Here is a 17196-nt window from a genome sequence, read left to right on the forward strand (position 1 = left end):
GTACGGTACGGGTACGGTCCGCGAACCAGCCAGCCGGGCCGTGACAACGGATCAGAGAGGGCCACCGGGGGATGCCAAGCCAGACCGCTCCAGGACGCCGCGGCACCGCAGGCGGCGGGAGGTCACGCCGGTCCGGACGGGCCCGGGGCGGCCCTTCCGCCCCGGCCGCAGCCGTCCACCCGCCCACGGTCGGCACGGCCGGCGGCCCCGTCCAGGTCCGCGTCAACCCCCGGCCCGGGCTGCTCGGCGGACGCCTGAAGCTCCAACAGCTCGTGCTGGTCGAGGTCGCGGCCGCCCTGGTCGCGGTGGGCTGGACGATCAGCCGCCCGGTCGCGGCCGGCTTCGGCGCGGTCTCGCTGGTCCTGCTGGTGCTGGCGGTCATCCCGCTGCGCGGACGCACCATCCCGGAGCTGCTCCGGGTCCGCTCCGCCCTCAAGTCCCGCCGCAAGCAGGCGAAGTCGCTGCTGCCGCCGCCCGGCACCGACCCGGCCCTGGCGCCCGCGCTGGAGCTCGAACCGGGGCTGCGCACCTGCACCCACGCCACGGAGGCCGAGTTCGGCGGCCGCGCGGTCCGCCGGGAGACCGGCATGGTCGGCGACGGCACCTTCCTCAGCTCGGTGCTGCTCGTCCAGGCCAAGGACCAGCCGCTGCGCCCGGTGCGCACCGCACTGCCGCTGCCGCTGGACGTGGTCTGCTCGGCGCTCACCGTGGACGACATCACCCTGGAGTCGGTGCAGCTGGTCCAGCACACCCAGCCCGCCCCGGCCCCGCACCTGCCCGAGCAGTCGCTGGCCGCCCGCGCCTACCGTGAACTGCCCGACGGCACCTCCACCCCCGGACTGCGGCTGACCTGGATCGCCCTCAAGCTCGACCCGGAGCGCGCGGCCACCGCCGTCCGGGCCCGCGGCGGCGGCGAGGAAGGCGCCCGCAAGGCCCTGCAGCGGGTGACCGACCAGCTGGCCGGGCGGCTCAACAGCGCCGGGTTCAACGCGACCGTGCTGGACGAACGCGAGCTGATCGCCGCCCTGGCCATCGCCACCTGCGCCAACCCGATCGCGGTGGCCGGGCGTCAGGGCACCGGCAGCGGCGGCGGCACCACCCGCCGCACCCAGGAGGGCAACCGCTTCTGGCGGATCGACGACCGCTGGCACAGCACCTACTGGATCTCCCGCTGGCCGCAGCTGAGCCGCCCCGGCGGCGCCCCCGGCCGGATCGCCGCACCGGACCTGGTCAACCTGATCACCGGCTCCCCGGCGCTGGCCAGCACCTTCAGCCTGACCGCCGCGCACGGCACCGGCGGCTCGGTGACCGTCAGCGGGCACCTGCGGGTGACCGGGCGCAGCGAGAGCGAGGTCGGCCAGGTCGGCCGCCAGGTGGAGGCCCGGGCCCAGAGCGCCGGACTCGGCCTGGTCCGACTCGACCTGGAGCAGGCCCCCGGCATGCTCGCCACCCTGCCGCTGGGAGGAGCGTCCTGATGGCGTACCAGACCTACCCCGCCCCGGGCCCGACGCCCGGCGCCGAGCAGCGCAGGGCCCGGCCGCGGATCCTGCCCGGCTTCGGGCTGCGCGGCCCGCGCCGGGAGAAGCACGTACTGGAGGCCGCCGACCTCTCCGCGCTGGCCTTCCCGGTCGGCGACGACGGCGTGGTCATCGGCGTCGATCCGCAGGGACTGCCCGCGGTGCTCGGCCTGTTCCGCCCCAGCGCCTACGACCTGGTGCTGGTCGGCGGCATGTGGACGGCGCAGATCATCGCGCTGCGGGCGGCCGCGACCGGCGCCCGGGTCGTGGTGGAGACCGCCCGCGCGCAGCTCTGGGGCCCGATGGCGCAGGCCGCCGGCGGCGGACAGCCGTGCGTGACGATCCACCAGGTCGGCCGGCTCGGCCCGCAGGGCGCCTCGGTGGCCTCGCCGGTGCTGGCGGTGCGCGACCTCGGCGCCCGCCCGCCGCGCAGCCGGCTCTCCGCCGCGCCCTGGCAGACCACCCTGACGCTGCTGCCGTACCTCGGCCCGAACGCCTCCCGGGTGCTCAACGCGGCCGACCTGGTCGGCGTGCAGCGGATCTCCCCGCAGGAAGCCGAGCTGACCGGCCGGGTGCTGTCGCTGCCGCCGGAGGACGTGGCCGCGCTCCCGACCCTCGGCGACGACCTCACCCTGTGGGCCACCCGGATGCGACGTCAGTACGTCCGGGCCGTGGCCGGACAGGCCGAACAGCAGGTGCTCGGCGGCCCGCGGCGGATGGACTGAGCCGACCGTTCCGGGTCGGTCGATCCCGGTCCGGGACGAAGCCGCCTTCAACCGGGGCAGCCGTACGGCCTAGTCTTTGTTGCGGCAACGGCACCGCTGAACAAGCGGCGGCGAACACGAGGGAGCCCTAGTGAGCAGCGATCGGGACGGCGTCTACGTCGGCGACAACGCGGCAGAGGACGACGACGACTGGTCCGACGCGCCTGACTACACTCCCCCGTCCTGGTACGTGCAGTCGGACGCCCCGGCGGCTCCGGGCGGCGTCCCGGCCGTCACACCGGCTGTCGCACCCGCCCCGGTGGCCGACGCGGCCGCCCAGGCGCCCGCCGCGGCTCCGGTACCGGCCCAGACGCCGGTCCAGGTCCAGCCGCCGGTCCCGGCCCCGGCCCCGGCCGCCGCGCCGGTACCACCGGCGCCCGCCGTCCAGGCCGAGGCACAGCACGTCCCGTTCCCGCTGCCGACCCCGGCCGCGGCACCCGAGCAGCCGCCCGCCCCGGCCTGGCCGACGGCGGAGGCGCTGGCCCAGCCCGGCCCGCCGCAGCCGTACCCGGCCCCGACGCCCGCGACGGGCCCGCAGCCGGGGCCGCCCGCGCCGCCGCAGAACTTCGCGCAGCCGCCGGCCCAGCCGGTGCCCGCGCAGCACCCGGCCCAGCCGCAGCCCCCGGCGGTTCCGCAGAACCCCCAGACGCCGCAGGCTCCGCAGGACCCGCAGGTCTCCTGGGATCCGCAGGCCGCCTGGGCCGCCCAGCCGCCCGCCGGCGCGCAGCCGCAGCCCGGCCAGCCGGTCCAGCCGCAGCCCGCGCAGCCGGTCCAGCCCCAGGCCGGCCCGGTGGACCCGCGCCAGGGCGGCTGGCCGCAGCCCGGCGCGTACCAGCAGCCGGCCCAGCCCCAGCCCGGCCAGCCGCTCCCGGGCCAGCCCGTCCAACCGCAGCAGCCGGGCCCCGCGCAGCCGTGGCAGCAGCAGCCGCAGGCACAGCAGCCCGCCGCGTTCCAGCAGGCGGCCGCCCCGCAGCAGACCGCGCACGGTGCGCCGCTCGGCTACACCGCCGCCGTCGAGCTGTCCTCGGACCGGCTGCTGCGCAGCCAGCCCAAGCAGCAGCGCCAGCAGCCGCGGTTCCAGTTCGGCGGCAAGGCCGCGGCGGCCGAGAAGGCCCGCAAGCTGGAGATCATCCGCACCCCGGTGCTGAGCTGCTACCGGATCGCCGTGATCAGCCTCAAGGGCGGCGTCGGCAAGACCACGACCACCACCGCGCTCGGCGCGACCCTGGCCAGCGAGCGCCAGGACAAGGTGATCGCGATCGACGCCAACCCGGACGCCGGCACCCTGGGCCGCAGGGTCAAGCGCCAGACCGGCGCGACCATCCGCGACCTGGTGACGGCCATCCCGCACCTGCGCAGTTACATGGACATCCGTCAGTTCACCTCGCAGGACCTGAACTCGGGCCTGGAGATCCTGGCGAACGACGTCGACCCGGCCGTCTCGACCACCTTCAACGACTCGGACTACCGCCAGGTCATCGACGTGCTGGGCCGCCAGTACCCGATCATCCTGACCGACTCCGGCACCGGCCTGCTGTACAGCGCGATGCGCGGGGTGCTGGACCTCGCCGACCAGCTGATCATCGTCTCCACCCCCAGCGTGGACGGCGCTTCCAGCGCCTCCACCACGCTGGACTGGCTCTCCGCGCACGGCTACGCGGACCTGGTGCAGCGCAGCATCACGGTGGTCTCCGGGGTACGCGAGACCAGCAAGATGATCAAGATCGAGGACATCGTCGCGCACTTCCAGACCCGCTGCCGCGGCGTCGTCGTGGTGCCCTTCGACGAGAGCCTGGCGGCCGGGGCCGAGGTCAACCTCGACATGATGCGGCCCAAGGTCCGCGAGGCGTACTTCGATCTGGCCACCCTGGTCGGCGAGGACATCATCCGGGCCCAGCAGGCGGCCGCCCAGCAGGGCGGCTGGCAGCAGCAGGCCCAGCAGCCCCAGCCGCAACCGCAGCCGTACCAGACGCAGGTCCCGCAGCCCGCCCCGGGCGCGCCGTGGGCGCCGCCGCAGGGCACTCCGCGGCCGGGCTACGACTACGACTGCTATCAGGTCGGCCAGGGCCAGCCCCCGGTGCCCGCACCGGACGGCTACCAGCCCCCGCCGCCCGGCTACGGCTACCCGCCCGCCCAGGGCCAGCCGCCCGCTCCCGCCCCGCCGGCCGCACCGGACGGCCACCAGCCCCCGCCGCCCGGCTACGGCTACCCGCCCGCCCAGGGCCAGCCGCCCGCTCCCGCCCCGCCGGCCACGCCGGACGGCTACCAGCCCCCGCCGGCGGGCTACGGCTACCCGCCGCAGGCGCCCCAGCAGTGACGAACGGAAGGGCCCGCCGACTTGAGTCGGCGGGCCCTTCCGGCGTCCTGGCGGGGTCAGGCCCCGTCGGTCAGCTCACGCGCGCGCTTGACGTCGTCGGCCATCCGGTCCAGCAGCGCCTCGATGGAGTCGAACTTCTCCATCCCGCGCAGGTAGGCCAGGAAGTCCACGGCCACGTGCAGCCCGTACAGGTCCAGGCCGACCCGGTCGATGGCGTACGCCTCGACCGTGCGGGCGGTGCCGTCGAAGGTCGGGTTGGTGCCGACCGAGATCGCCGCCGGCATCCGCTCGCCCTCGGCGGTCAGCCAGCCCGCGTACACCCCGTCGGCCGGGATCGCGCTGTGCGGCACGGTCTCCACATTGGCGGTCGGGAAGCCCAGTTCGCGGCCGCGCTGCGCGCCGCGCACCACCTCGCCCTCGACCCGGTGCGGGCGGCCCAGCACCTCGTTCGCCCCGGCCATGTCCCCGGTCTCGACCAGTCGGCGGGTCAGGCTGGAGGAGAACGGCTCGCCGTCCCCTGCGGTGCCGCACACCTGCAGGTCCACCACCTCGACCTCGAAGTCGTCCGCCCGGCCCAGCTCGGTGAGCAGCGCCACGTTCCCGGCGGCCCGGTGCCCGAAGCGAAAGTTGGGGCCCTCGATGACGACCCGGGCGTGCAGCGCGTCCACCAGCACCTGCTGGACGAAGGTCTCCGGGGACTCCTGGGAGAACTCGGTGGTGAACGGCAGCACCAGCACCGCGTCCACGCCGAGCTCGGCGATCAGCTCGGCCCGGCGCGGGTGCGGCGCGAGCAGCGGCGGGTGGCTGCCCGGGCGGATCACCTCGCGCGGGTGCGGGTCGAAGGTCACCACGACCGCGGGGATGCCGAGTTCGCGGGCCCGCTCGACGGCCCGCCCGATGATCAGCTGATGTCCACGGTGCACCCCGTCGAACGAGCCGATGGTGACGACGCTGCGTCCCCAGTCACCGGGGATCTCCTCCAGGCCACGCCAGCGCTGCACCCGACCGCTCCTTGTTCCGTACGGTGCGTACCCTCGGTACGCTCAAACGCTCAAAACCCGAACCCCTATAGCGTGCCATGCGCCTGCCCCGGCTCTGGCACCGGAATGGGGGTTGAGCGAACCGGTGCACGCGGCGCCCGCGCCGGTACGGTCCGCTCGGCCTCCGCCGCGGCGTACTGCGGGTCGCGTCCGGCCGCCGCCAGGGCCCGCATCCGGGCCAGCCGGGGGCCGTCCGGGGCGGTCGGCGCGGTGTCCCGCGGCCACTGGGCGAGCAGCTGGGCGAAGGCCGCCGAGTGCCCGGCACAACGCACCAGCAGTTCGTCCGCGTCCGCCAGCCCGGGGGTCACCCGGGCCAGCACGGCGCGGGCCCGGGCGGGGTTCTCGGCCGCGCACTGTTCGGCGAGGCGCTCCACGGCGGCGGCGAGCACCGCCGGATCGGTCTCGGAGGCGAGCAGGGTGTCCAGCAGCTCGCACCGCAGCGCGTCCGCCGCCGGATCCGTCACCGGGACGGACAGCACCTCGGCGAAGGGCCTGCGGACCACCCCCGTCCGGGCGGCCAGCGCGGCACCGAGCAGCACCCGCAGCTCCAGCCGGGCGGCCGGGCCGTCGATCGCGGCCCGGGCCAGCTTGCGGCCGAGGTAGTCGACGGCGACCGGCCCGGCCAGCTCCGGATGCCGGCGCAGCAGCCGGGCGGCCAGTTCGGCTCCGCGCCGGGCGGCCATCGGGGCGCGGGCGTCGGCGAGCACCCGCAGGGTCTCGGCGGCGGCCGCGCCGGGGGCCTCCAGCCGGTCGGCGAGCGCGGCCAACACGGGCTCCGGGTCGCTCTCCAGGGCCGGGGCGAGCGCCCGCGGGGTGAGGAAGGCGTCGCCGCCGGCGCGGTGCAGGGCGAGCGCCGCGTCCAGGTGCCCGGCCCTGGTCGCCCCGTCCGCGACCAGCAGGGCCAGGGCCGCGCCGTGCAGGCCCGGCTCGTCCTCGCGGGCGAGCAGGGTCAGCGCGGCGAACCGCAGCAGTTCGGCCCCGGCACCGGCCGCGTACGGGGCGGTCCGCAGCGCGTGCACGGCGGCCGCGACGTGCCGTTCGGGCCGCCGGTCGTGGCTCCAGCGGTCCACCGCGCGGCACAGCGCGGACGGCTCCTCGGCGGCGAGCACGCTCAGCAGCGCGTCCGCCCTCGGGTGCGCGGCGTCGGCCAGCGCGTCGGCCAACTCGTCCAGGGCGAGCCGCCGGTGGGCGTACAGCAGGCCGTGGGCGAGGTCGGCAACGCTGGGACACGCCCTGGGGCCGGGGCCGCCCGGCAGGCCGTGCGGGTCGTCGAACCAGGCGCAGAGCAGCGGAAAGACGGCGACCGGGTCGGCGCGCAGCCGCTCAGCCGCCGCGCCGAGGAAGCGCTGCCCCGGGCCGTCGGCGGCCACCAGGCGGCGCAGCAGGGCGAGTTCGGCCTCGACGGGGAGGCCGAGGCCGGTCCAGAACGCCGGGCCGAAGCGGCCCGCACCGCCGGGCGCCTCCCAGCCGCCCGCCGCGCCGACCCGCTCGGCGACTCGACCGGCCAGCTGCTCCAGCAGCGCGCGGTGTTCGACGGGGTCGGGGCTGGCGGCCAGCCCGGCGGTGAGCAACCGGGCCGCCCACCAGGCAAGTTCGCTGCCCGGCGGGCGCAGGTCCAGGGCGCGCCAGATCCGGTGCAGCCACGGGTCCAGGGCGGGCGCGCCCCAGGTCTCGGCCACCCTGCGCAGCGCGGCGGCGACCGGGCCGATCCGGTGCCGGGGGACGGAGTTCGCCCCGGCGGCGGGTGGGGCGGGGGTGTCCTCGGCCTCGCCGAGCAGCAGCCGCAGCGCCGCGTCCAAGTCCAGGTGCAGGCCCTGCAGCCAGTCGGCGAACTCGCCGTGCGCGAAGCGGAATCCGGGCCCGGCGGGGACGAACAGTCCCTCGGCGAGCACCGCCGTGGCCCAGCCGCCGTCGGCCGGGAACAGCTCCTCGAAGGCCTCCCGGCCGAGGCCGCCCGGCTCCCCGCCGAGCATCCGCCGGGCCGCCTCGTGCACCCGCCCGGCCACCGCCGCCGCGAGCCGCCGCACCCGCCGCTGGCGCGGTCCGGCGGGCCGGGCGGCGCCCCTGCGGTGCGCGCCCGGGCGGCGCGGGCGGCCGTCCTCGGCGAGCCGCTGGGCCACCCGCAGGCAGCGCAGGTCCAGGTGGGCGCCGAACAGCTCGCTGCGGCGCACCGGTTCGTCGTGCAGGCCCTGCGCCCACAACTCCCCGGCCAGCCGGACGGCCAGCGGGTGCCGCGCGTCCTCGGCGGCGGGCGGCCGGCCCGGCGGCAGCCCGTAGCGACGGCGCACCCTCTCGGCCGCTTCGGCGGGCAGCGGGCCGAGCCGGTGCCCGGCCAGACTCGGTGCGCCGGGGCCCGCGCCGTCCATCCGGACGGTCGGGGCGCTGGCCAGGTCACCGTCCGGGCCGGGCTCCGCCAGGTGCCGCGCGCCGTCGTCGCCGCTGCCCCAGGGCTCGACCGCCAGTCGCTCCCAGACCTCCTCGCCGCAGGCCATCAACAGCCGCGCCCCGCAGCCCGTCAGCCACTGCCCGGCTCCGCGCAGCCAGCGCGGGCCCAGCTCGGCCGGGGCCTCCTCGGGGCCGTCCAGCACCACCAGCAGTGGCCGCCCGGCCGCCGCGCAGAGCGCCGCCACCGGCTCGGGCGCGGGCGCCGGGGTGCCGAGTTCGGCCGCCACGGCCGCCAGCGCCCGCTCCACGGGTTCGGCCAGCGAGCGGTCCTCGGCCCGCAGGTCGGCGCCGCGCAGCCAGAGGGTGGGCAGCGGCCGGGCGCCGCCGGAACGACGGACGGCCAGCGCGGCCAGTTCGGTGGAGCGCCCGCTGCCGGGGGCGCCGACCAGCGCCGTGACGGTCGCCGTCGGCTCGTCCCCGTCCAGGCCGTCCGGCCGGTCCACCCGGTCGGCGGCCAGCCCGGCCACCCGGCCCGGCCCGGCCCCGGCGGCAGCCAGTTGGGCGGCCGTCAGCCGCAGCACCCCGGCCAGGTTGAGCGCCGGACCGTACGCGGGCACCGCCGCCGAGTTGCGCGCCAGCAGCCCCGCCAGCGCCTCGGCGACCACTGTCCCGCCTCCAGCGGGGACGGCCGGCAGCGCCCCGCCGTGCTGGGGGCCGCGCAGGCAGGGCGCGACCACCGCGACCACGGCGCCGCTGCGGGCGTCCAGCACCGGCGAGCCGGCCGGCACCGCGACCCCGCCGACCACCGGCACGTCCAGCAGCAGCACCCCGGCGAGCAGGTGCCCGCCGTACATCGCACCGCCCACGCCCAGCAGCCCGCAGCGCAGCGCGACCGCCCGTTCGTCCTCGCCGGTGAGCGCGGGCAGCAGCACCTCGTGCCCGGCCCCCACGGCGGCCACCGGCAGCGGCGGCACCGGCAGCCCGCCGACCGCGTCGGTGCGCAGCAGGGCGAGCCCGTGCTCGGGAAGCGGCAGCACGGCGTCCGGGCCGAGCACCCGGGTCTGCCCGCCGGGGGTGTGCAGCACCACCCGGTCCAGACCCGCCACGCCCTCGTGCGCGGTCAGCACGCTGCCCTGCGGGTCGGCGACGAACCCTAAGCCGTGCAGCCGCCCGTTGAGGTCCCGGATCCGCAGCAGGTACCGCCCCGGATCACCCTCCAGAAACCCCCGCATGACCGCCCCTTCGACCGTCGCTCGCTCGCCGCCGGGAGCCTGCCCGCCGAGGCGGCGGCCCGACCGCGCCCGCGCCGCTCACCACGGTCTTTCACCTCGTGCGCTCCCTCGAAGGGGTGACTACGCTCCCAAAGGTGAAACCCCCGCCGGGAGGACTCCCGACGGGGGTTTTCGGAGCGGCCGACTCTCAGCCGACGAACACCGCCACCGGCTTCGCCTGCCCGCCCTTCTCCTCGACCAGCGCGAGGAAGCGCCCGTCCGGCCCGAACACCGCGATCGGCCCGTCCACGCCCAGCCCCGGTGCCTTCAACCGCGCGCCGTGCGAGAGCTTCTCCGCGGAGGCCTCGTCCAGGTCCCAGCGCGGGAAGGCCGCCGCCGCGGCCTCCGCGATCGGCAGCACCTCCAGCTTCTCTTCCAGCTGCTCCAGGGTGCGCGCCGACTCCACCGAGTACGGCCCGACCTTGGTTCGCCGCAGCGCGGTCAGGTGCCCGCCGACGCCCAGGCCGGCACCCAGGTCGCGGGCCAGCGCCCGGATGTAGGTGCCGGAGGAGCATTCCACGGTGACGTCCAGGTCGATCACCGCGGTACCGTCCTCGGCGACCGCCGCGCGCTGCTCGTGCACGGTGAAGGAGTGGATCGTGGTCGGCCGGGCCTCCAGCTCGAAGTCCTCGCCCTCGCGCACCCGCGCGTACGACCGCTTGCCGTCGATCTTGATCGCGCTGACCTTGGACGGGACCTGCATGATCTCGCCGGTGAGCGCCGTGATCCCGGCGTCGATCGCCTCACGGGTGACGGCGTCGGCCGGGGCCGAGGAGGTGACCTCGCCCTCCCGGTCGTCGGTGATGGTGGTCTGGCCGAGCCGGATGGTCGCCTCGTACGTCTTGGCGGTCAGCATCAGGTGGCCGAGCAGCCGGGTGGCCCGCTCGACGCCGATCACCAGCACGCCGGTGGCCATCGGGTCCAGCGTGCCGGCGTGCCCGACCTTCCGGGTCCCGGCCAGCCACCGCAGCTTGGCGACGACCCCGTGAGAGGTGATGCCCTCGGGCTTGTCGACGATCACCAGGCCGTCCGGGCCGGTGCCTTTGCGCTTCATCGAGTTCTTTCTCTAAGACAGCAATCGCAAGATGATCAACGTACCGGCCGCAGCGCGCCCCGGAACCGCTCGACCACCGCGGCCACGTCCTCCCGGGCACTGAATCCGGCCGCGAAGACGTGCCCCCCGCCGCCCAGTTCGGCGCAGGCGGCGGCGACGTCCACCGCACCCTTGGAACGCGAGGAGCCGCGCAGCGTCCCGTCCGGGTCCTGCTTGAGCACCAGCGCCACCTCGGCCTCGGCCGGCCGGCGCAGGATGTCGATCAGCCCCTCGATCTCCTCGACCGTGACGCTGAACAGCGCCAGGTCCTGGTACGGCACCCAGGTCCACACCAGGCCCAGCCCGTCGGCCGCGTCCGGCTCGTAGACCGCCCGGTCCAGCGCGCCTGCGAGCACCTTGAGGTAGCCGAAGGAGGAGGTGTCCCACAGCTGCCGGGAGATCAGGTCGTGCCGGATGCCGGTGGCCAGCAACCGGGCGGCGAGTTCGTGGGTCGCGGGCGTGGTGGCCCGGTACTTGAAGGATCCGGTGTCGGTGGCGACCCCGGTGTACAGACAGGTGGCCAGGTCCTGGTCGAGCTCGACGCCGAGCCGGCGCAGCAGCTCCTCGACCAGCACGGCGGTGGCCGGCGCGGTCGGGTCGATCAACTGGTGGGTGCCGAAGCCCGGGTTGGAGGCGTGGTGGTCGAACACCACCAGGACGGGCGCGGCGAAGGCCTTGTCGTGCAGCAGCCCCAGTCGGCTCTGCGCGGCCACGTCGAAGCAGAGCACCAGCTCGGGCACGTCCGGCACCTCGGCGGCCGGCACGATCAGCTCCTGGCCGGGCAGGAAGGCCAGCGACTCGGGCACGATCTGCGGGTCGTCGCCGAAGGAGACCCGCACCCGCTTGCCGAGCGCGCGCAGCGCCAGCGCCGCCGCCAGCGAGGAGCCCAGCGCGTCGCCGTCGGGGCAGATGTGGCAGATCAGGTCGATCGAGCGGGCCCGCCCGATCTCCGCCACCACCTGCTGCCAGAGCAGCTCGAAGCCGCTCTCCTCGGCGCGCGGCCCCGGGAGCGCCGCGAGGGCACCCTCCACCGTGCTGGTGGAGGACGCCCCCGTGGTCGATCCGGTTCGCGAGGCGGCCTGAGCCGACTCACCCGCCATGACTACTCGTCCTCGTCGTCACGCTCGGACGCCGGCACCCGGTACGGGTCCGCGTCGCCGGCGTAGGTCGCCCCCGCGGCCTGGGTGCGCACGGCGGCGTCCGAGGTCCGGGCCCGGTCGAGCAGGTCGTCGATGTTCCGGGCGTTCTCCGGCAGCGCGTCCGCGACGAAGGTCAGCGACGGGGTGAAGCGCACCCCGGTCTGCTTGCCGACCTCGGAGCGGAGCACGCCCTTGGCGCTCTCCAGCGCGGCCGCGGTGGCCTCGCGCTCGGTGTCGTCGCCGAAGACGGTGTAGAAGACGGTGGCCTCGCGCAGGTCGCCGGTCACCCGGGTGTCGGTGATGGTCACGAACCCCAGACGGGGGTCCTTGATCCGCCGCTCCAGGGTCTGGGCGACGACCACCTGGATGCGGTCGGCGAGCTTGCGCGCCCTTGCGGTGTCGGTCACGTTGCCTCCTCGTGCAGTGGGCCCGGCACCCGGGCGAGCTGCGCACCCGTCGGGGCCCACGCCCCAAAGTACCGGCCCGCGCCCGGCCTTGCGGGCGCTCTGGGTCCTGATCTGTGTGAGAACGGCGACTTCCGTCGACGCCCTCCACAGCGGTCATTCGTCGTCGTCGTTGTGGTACCTCCTCCTCGCGGAGAGGAGCTGCACCTCGGGGCGGCCGGCGACCAACCGCTCACAGCTGTCCAGGATCTCGGTGACGTATCCGGCGTCGCCGGACACCACCGCGAGGCCGATCTCGGCCCGGCGGTGCAGATCCTGGTTCCCGGTCTCAGCAGCGCACACGCTGTACTTGCGCTGCAGTTCGGCCACGATGGGCCGCACGATCGAACGCTTCTCCTTGAGCGAGTGGACGTCGCCCAGGAGCAGGTCGAAGGTGAGTGTTCCCACGAACATGTGTGACAGGTCTCGCCGACCTGGAAGGCCTCGGGGACGTACGGCCCGGAACCGGGCTGACGCCGCGACAATCGACTACCCCGGACCCTACACAGCGAGACCGGGGCCGGTCGACGGAAATACCACCCGTCGACCGGCCCCGGTGACCAGCGACTACGCGCGCGGCTTCTCGCGCATCTCGTAGGTCTCGATGATGTCGTCGACCTTGATGTCGTTGAACGACCCCAGGGTCACACCGGCCTCGAAGCCCTCGCGGACCTCGGTCGCGTCGTCCTTGAAGCGGCGCAGACCCTCGATCGAGAGGTTCTCCGCCACGACCTTGCCGTCGCGCAGCAGGCGGGCCTTGGCGTTGCGGCGGATGATGCCGTCGCGGACCAGGACACCGGCGATGTTGCCGAACTTGGAGGAGCGGAAGACCTCGCGGATCTCCGCGGCGCCGAGGCGCACCTCCTCGTACTCCGGCTTGAGCATGCCCTTGAGGGCGTTCTCGATCTCCTCGATCGCCTGGTAGATGACCGAGTAGTACCGGACGTCCACGCCTTCCTTCTCGGCCGCGGTACGCGCACGGCCTTCGGCGCGCACGTTGAAGCCGATGATGATGGCGTCCGAGCCCATCGCCAGGTCCACGTCGGACTCGGTGATGGCACCCACACCGCGGTGCAGGACCCGGAGCTCGACCTCCTCGCCGACGTCCAGCTTGACCAGGGCGTCCTCGAGGGCCTCGACCGAACCGGAGACGTCACCCTTGATGATGAGGTTGAGCTGCTCGATGGAGCCGGCGGCGATGGCCTTGTCCAGGTCCTCCAGGGACACCCGGACCCGACGCTGCGCGAAGGCGGCGTTGCGGTCGCGGGCCGAGCGCTTCTCGGCGATCTGGCGCGCGGTGCGGTCCTCGTCGACGACGATGAAGCTGTCACCGGCGCGGGGCACCGAGGTCAGACCGAGCAGCAGCACCGGGCGGGACGGGCCGGCCTCGGTGAGGTTGTTGCCGTTCTCGTCCAGCATCGCGCGGACGCGACCGTAGGCGTCGCCCACGACGATCGAGTCGCCGACGCGGAGCGTACCGCGCTGCACCAGCACGGTCGCCATGGCGCCGCGGCCCTTGTCCAGGTGCGCCTCGATGGCGATACCCTGCGCGTCCTGCTCGGGGTTGGCCCGCAGGTCCAGCGAGGCGTCCGCGGTCAGGACCACGGCCTCCAGCAGCTGGTCGATGTGCAGACCCTGGCGCGCGGAGATGTCGACGAACATGGTGTCGCCGCCGTACTCCTCGGCCACCAGGCCGAACTCGGTCAGCTGACCGCGGACCTTGGTCGGGTCGGCGCCCTCGACGTCGATCTTGTTGACGGCGACCACGATCGGCACACCGGCGGCCTTGGCGTGGTTCAGCGCCTCGACCGTCTGCGGCATGACACCGTCGTTGGCCGCGACCACCAGGATCGCGATGTCGGTGGACTTGGCGCCACGGGCACGCATGGCGGAGAACGCCTCGTGACCCGGGGTGTCCAGGAAGGTGATCGGGCGCTCTTCGCCGTTCACCATCGTGGCCACCTGGTAGGCACCGATGTGCTGGGTGATGCCACCGGCCTCGCCGGCCACCACGTTGGACTTGCGGATGGCGTCCAGCAGGCGGGTCTTACCGTGGTCGACGTGACCCATGACGGTGACGACCGGCGGGCGCGGGGCCAGCTGGTCCTCGTCGCCCTCGTCGGCGCCGAAGTCGATGTCGAACGACTCCAGCAGCTCGCGGTCCTCGTCGTCCCGGCTGACGATCTCCAGCTGGAAGCCCATCTCGCCGGCCAGCAGCTCGAGGGTCGCGTCGGAGACCGACTGGGTCGCGGTGACCATCTCACCGAGGTTGAACATGACGGAGACGAGCGCGGCCGGGTTGGCGTTGATCTTCTCCGCGAAGTCCATCAGCGAGGCGCCGCTCGACAGGCGAACGGTCTGGCCGTTGCCGCGAGGCAGCATCACACCGCCGACGGACGGGGCCTGCATGGCCTCGTACTCCTGGCGCTTCGCCCGCTTCGACTTGCGACCGCGCGCCGGGCGACCGCCCGGGCCACGACCGAAGGCGCCCTGCGTGCCACCACGGGCACCCGGGCCGCCGGGACGACCGCCGAAGCCACCGGGACGCGGGCCGCCGAAGCCGCCGCCGCCACCGGGAGCACCGCCACCCGGACGCGGGCCGCCGAAGCCGCCGCCACCGGCCGGACGCGAGCCCGGACCGGCCGGACGACCCTGGAAGCCCGGACGGGCGCCACCGGCACCCGGACCACCCGGACGACCACCGGGGCCACCCGGACCACGGCCACCCGGACCCGGACGCGGGCCGGCCGGACGCTGCGGCATCATGCCCGGGTTCGGACGCGGCATGCCGGACGGGGTCGGCCCGCCGGGACGCGGCGCGGCCGGACGCGGCATGCCGTCGGGACGGGGGGCACCACCCGGACGGGGAGCACCGGCACCCGGCGCACCGGCCGGACGCGGACGGTCGCCACCCGGACGCGGACGGTCGCCGCCCTGCGCGCCCGGAGCACCCGGACGGCCACCCGGCGCGCCCGGACGGCGGTCGCCGGGGCGGGCCATGCCGGTCGCGCTGCCCGAGGTGAACGGGTTGTTGCCCGGACGCGGGCCGGCCGGACGCGGGCCCGGACGGGCGCCACCGGCGGCCTGGCCACTCGGACGCGGGGCCTGGGCGGCCGGACGCGGGGCGTCACCGGCCGGAGCCGGCGAGGAGAACTCGGCCGCGGGCGCGGCCGGGGCCGCCGGAGCGGCGGGACGCGCGGCCGGACGCGGGCCCGGAGTCGGCGCGCCCGGACGGGCGGGAGCGGCCGGAGCCGCAGGGGTGGCCGGAGCGGCGGGAGCCGCGGCGGCCGGGGTCGGACGGGGACCAGGGGTCGCGCCAGGGCGCGGACCCGGGGTCGGGGCACCCGGCTTGGGTGCACCCGCGGCACCTGCCGCGGGCTGGGGCGCCGCGGTCTTCCGCGGGCCCGGCTTGGCAGCGCCACCACCAGTGGGGGCCACACCAAGCGCGTCAGTCAGCTTACGCACGACCGGCGCCTCGATCGTCGAGGACGCCGAACGGACGAACTCACCGAGCTCGGTGAGCTTGGCCATGACGGCCTTGCTCTCCAAGCCAAGCTCCTTGGCGAGTTCGTAAACCCGGACCTTAGCCACTTCACTCCTGTCTATGAGTCCGGGGGTCTCGTCCGCCGGACTGTCGCTACTTCATGGGCGTACCCATCGCGTACTCATCGCGTACTCATCGAGTGCTCATCGCAATCTCGACCTACTTCCACATCGCGAGGTACCTGACTGGTGGCACGGCGCGCGGCTGCCCGAACGCTGTGCTTGTTGCGGTGGTTCTCCGCCGCGGTGAGCGGCGGCCGTCGCGGGAGGTGGCCCGCCTAAGAGGCTCCGCCTGCCCGCTCCTCGATGAACCCGCGGAGCCGCTCCGTGTCGAGCGTCCCCTGGAGCCGGAAGGCCCGGGGAAACGCTCGACGGCGGACCGCGAGGTCGAGGCAAGCCGGATCGGGGTGCAGGTGTGCACCCCGGCCCGGCAGTGCGCCACGGGGGTCAGGGACGCAGACGCCCTCGACCGCCGTGACACGCAACAGCTGGTGCTTGGCCGCGCGCTTGCGGCAGCCCACGCAGGTGCGTTCCGGGCGTGCTCGGACGTGCGTCCGGCCAGACGAAGGCAAGTCTACCCCTCCGAAGCGACATGGCGCCGCCCCGCAGATCCCGGAGGACCCGCGGGGACGCCAGGAACAACACTGACTACTGGGCCGGGGCCCCTACATTTTCCTACTGGGGCTCGGCCTGGCCCTCGGTGTCCGGCCGGATGTCGATCCGCCAGCCGGTGAGACGCGCGGCCAGGCGGGCGTTCTGCCCCTCCTTGCCGATCGCCAGCGACAGCTGGTAGTCCGGCACGATCACCCGGGCGGAACGCTGGGCGGCGTCCACGATCTCCACGCTGGTCACCCGTGCGGGGGACAGCGCGGCGGCGACCATCTCGCGCGGGTCCTCGGACCAGTCGACGATGTCGATCTTCTCGCCGTGCAGCTCGCCCATCACGGCGCGCACCCGGGAGCCCATCGGACCGATGCAGGCGCCCTTGGCGTTCAGCCCGGCGCGGCGCGACCAGACCGCGATCTTGGTCCGGTGGCCGGCCTCACGGGCGATCGCGGCGATCTCCACGCTGCCGTCCGCGATCTCCGGGACCTCCAGCGCGAACAGCTTCTTCACCAGGCTCGGGTGGGTGCGCGAGAGCGTCACCGACGGCCCGCGGACACCGCGGCGCACCGCCACCACGTAGCACTTCAGCCGGGTGCCGTGCCGGTAGTCCTCGCCCGGGACCTGCTCCTGCGGCGGCAGGATGGCCTCCAGCTTGCCGATGTCGACCAGCACGTTCTTCGGGTCGTTGCCCTGCTGGACGACACCGGTGACGATGTCGCCCTCCTTGCCCGCGTACTCGCCGAAGGTCTGGTCGTCGGCGGCGTCGCGCAGGCGCTGCATCATCACCTGGATGCCGATGCTGGACGCGATCCGGCCGAAGCCGCTCGGGGTGTCGTCGAACTCCTTCGGCTCGACGCCCTCGTCCAGCTCCGCCGGGTCCTCCATGGCCCACACGGTGACGTGGCCGCTCTTGCGGTCCAGGTGCACCCGCGCCCGGCGGCGCGAGCCCTCGGTGCGGTGGTACGCGGTGAGGAGGGCGGACTCGATGGACTCGACCAGCAGGTCGAAGGGGATGTTCTTCTCGTTGACCAGCGTGCGCAGGGCACTCATGTCGATGTCCACGGCTACGCCTCCTCGT

12 protein-coding genes are annotated in these 17196 nt (G+C 75.1%); 3 read left to right on the forward strand and 9 right to left on the reverse strand.

The window, feature by feature from the left end; genetic code table 11:
• Positions 1–71 precede the first annotated feature (71 nt).
• The 3 genes from eccE to ACFVWU_RS18745 all read left to right on the forward strand — a co-directional run bounded on the left by eccE (position 72) and on the right by ACFVWU_RS18745 (position 4598).
• Positions 72–1475: a type VII secretion protein EccE gene (eccE, locus tag ACFVWU_RS18735; protein ID WP_387621928.1), complete on the forward strand. Its 1404-nt coding sequence runs from the start codon at positions 72–74 to the stop codon at positions 1473–1475.
• The gene (locus tag ACFVWU_RS18740) at positions 1475–2242 is read left to right on the forward strand and encodes a hypothetical protein (protein ID WP_387621931.1); all 768 of its coding nucleotides are present in this window, start codon (positions 1475–1477) and stop codon (positions 2240–2242) included. Before eccE ends, ACFVWU_RS18740 begins: the two co-directional genes overlap by 1 nt.
• Positions 2243–2372: 130 nt before the next feature.
• On the forward strand, positions 2373–4598 hold the full coding sequence (locus ACFVWU_RS18745) for a MinD/ParA family protein (protein WP_387621934.1): 2226 nt from the start codon (positions 2373–2375) through the stop codon (positions 4596–4598).
• Positions 4599–4654: 56 nt separating this feature from the next.
• Here the strand turns inward: ACFVWU_RS18745 and ACFVWU_RS18750 are convergent, their stop codons facing one another.
• The 9 genes from ACFVWU_RS18750 to nusA form a co-directional block, all read right to left on the reverse strand.
• Entirely contained in the window at positions 4655–5599 is a 945-nt protein-coding gene (locus ACFVWU_RS18750; RefSeq protein WP_387621936.1) for a bifunctional riboflavin kinase/FAD synthetase, read from the reverse strand.
• A 65-nt stretch (positions 5600–5664) separates the two neighbouring features.
• A complete protein-coding gene (locus ACFVWU_RS18755; RefSeq protein WP_387621938.1) occupies positions 5665–9255 on the reverse strand; it encodes a serine protease in 3591 nt (1196 codons plus the stop codon).
• Positions 9256–9442: 187 nt separating this feature from the next.
• Entirely contained in the window at positions 9443–10348 is a 906-nt protein-coding gene (truB, locus tag ACFVWU_RS18760; protein WP_387621940.1) for a tRNA pseudouridine(55) synthase TruB, read from the reverse strand.
• Positions 10349–10383: 35 nt separating this feature from the next.
• A complete protein-coding gene (locus ACFVWU_RS18765) occupies positions 10384–11487 on the reverse strand; it encodes a bifunctional oligoribonuclease/PAP phosphatase NrnA (protein ID WP_387621942.1) in 1104 nt (367 codons plus the stop codon).
• A 2-nt stretch (positions 11488–11489) separates the two neighbouring features.
• Positions 11490–11933 carry a 30S ribosome-binding factor RbfA gene (gene rbfA, locus ACFVWU_RS18770; RefSeq protein ID WP_380614675.1) on the reverse strand — a complete coding sequence of 148 codons (444 nt, stop codon included), beginning with the start codon at positions 11931–11933 and terminating at the stop codon, positions 11490–11492.
• A gap of 153 nt (positions 11934–12086) precedes the next feature.
• Positions 12087–12383, reverse strand: coding sequence for a DUF503 domain-containing protein (locus ACFVWU_RS18775; RefSeq protein ID WP_196949803.1), 297 nt, complete (start codon positions 12381–12383; stop codon positions 12087–12089).
• A 153-nt stretch (positions 12384–12536) separates the two neighbouring features.
• A complete protein-coding gene (gene infB, locus ACFVWU_RS18780; RefSeq protein ID WP_387621946.1) occupies positions 12537–15560 on the reverse strand; it encodes a translation initiation factor IF-2 in 3024 nt (1007 codons plus the stop codon).
• A gap of 230 nt (positions 15561–15790) precedes the next feature.
• Entirely contained in the window at positions 15791–16084 is a 294-nt protein-coding gene (locus ACFVWU_RS18785; RefSeq protein ID WP_380614926.1) for a YlxR family protein, read from the reverse strand.
• Positions 16085–16187: 103 nt separating this feature from the next.
• On the reverse strand, positions 16188–17180 hold the full coding sequence (gene nusA / locus ACFVWU_RS18790) for a transcription termination factor NusA (RefSeq protein ID WP_387621949.1): 993 nt from the start codon (positions 17178–17180) through the stop codon (positions 16188–16190).
• Positions 17181–17196 lie beyond the last annotated feature (16 nt).

This window comes from Kitasatospora sp. NPDC058190, assembly GCF_042883685.1.
Lineage (GTDB): Bacteria > Actinomycetota > Actinomycetes > Streptomycetales > Streptomycetaceae > Kitasatospora.

Coding starts and splice junctions, on each gene's coding strand:
- eccE (WP_387621928.1), top strand. CDS start 72: ATGCCAAGCCAGACCGCTCCAGGACGCCGCGGCACCGCAGGCGGCGGG.
- truB (WP_387621940.1), bottom strand. CDS start 10,348: ATGAAGCGCAAAGGCACCGGCCCGGACGGCCTGGTGATCGTCGACAAG.
- ACFVWU_RS18740 (WP_387621931.1), top strand. CDS start 1,475: ATGGCGTACCAGACCTACCCCGCCCCGGGCCCGACGCCCGGCGCCGAG.
- ACFVWU_RS18765 (WP_387621942.1), bottom strand. CDS start 11,487: ATGGCGGGTGAGTCGGCTCAGGCCGCCTCGCGAACCGGATCGACCACG.
- ACFVWU_RS18775 (WP_196949803.1), bottom strand. CDS start 12,383: ATGTTCGTGGGAACACTCACCTTCGACCTGCTCCTGGGCGACGTCCAC.
- ACFVWU_RS18755 (WP_387621938.1), bottom strand. CDS start 9,255: ATGCGGGGGTTTCTGGAGGGTGATCCGGGGCGGTACCTGCTGCGGATC.